Below are 852 nucleotides of genomic sequence, written 5' to 3'. Positions count from 1 at the left end.
CGCCGACGCCCCGCCGATCATCGAAGAAACGCCGCAGGGCGATCCGGCCCGGGAGTGGTGGAACGGGCTGACAGACCAGGAGCGGGAGAGCTGGGGCGATCGCGCAGGCCGGACGTTCGAGGCTGGAGGGCGCAAGATCACCCGGAACGAACGTGATCTGGCACGCGCAGCTTATGAGATGAGCTGCCAGCCCTAGGCTTTTTTCTGGCGACGCGAAATTCTCAATCTTAAGCCCCCCCTTTTCTAAACCCTAGTGCAAGATGAAACCTAAAAGGGCTGTGTGATGCAAAGTGGGCATAGAGGCGGCGAGGATGATCGCGATGCTGATTTCATCCATGACTTGATGAACCTTTTGGCTCGCATTTCACACGGCAGTGAGCTGGGGCTTATCATGGATGACATGCCTCGCGAGGATCTGCTTCGCCTGCTATCACAGGTGCATGCTGCAGCTCGGACCGCGATTGATCTTGTAAGTGGCCACCAAGGCTTCACTGATCTGGGCGGCAGTTTTGACCTACGTGATGTGATCTCTCGAGTAGCCGAAGCTGTGAGCGATGAAGTAGCTTGCCGAGTATCGGTGAATGTGCCGGGATTTCCAGTTCTGGCACATGGCGATTCAGAACCGCTGATGCGCATCCTACTGAACCTTTCAGACAATGCTCGCAACGCGGCGGGCGACATGGGTTCGGTCACACTCTCACTAACGCTCGCGTCTGACAAATCGGACGGGGTTAAGCCGATGATTGGCCGTCACCCGACCCTACCTTTAGTTATCCTGACAGTAACAGATACCGGCCCCGGCATCCCAGAAGCCATGCTGGGCCAGATCTGGGAACAGGGGTTTTCGACCAA

General features: G+C 57.0%; 2 protein-coding genes. Both read left to right on the top strand.

Annotated features, from left to right (window positions below; translation table 11 throughout):
* The coding region (locus tag DU478_RS23510; protein ID WP_233501561.1) for a hypothetical protein at nt 1–196 on the top strand (196 nt) is incomplete at its 5' end.
* An 87-nt stretch (nt 197–283) separates the two neighbouring features.
* Nucleotides 284–852: sensor histidine kinase (locus DU478_RS22485; protein WP_147276413.1), on the top strand; the 569-nt coding region annotated here is incomplete at its 3' end.

This window comes from Thalassococcus profundi (genome assembly GCF_003344785.1).
GTDB lineage: Bacteria > Pseudomonadota > Alphaproteobacteria > Rhodobacterales > Rhodobacteraceae > Puniceibacterium > Puniceibacterium profundi.
Note: the sequence above shows the minus strand (reverse complement) of the source record. Positions and strands in the feature narration are given on the sequence as shown.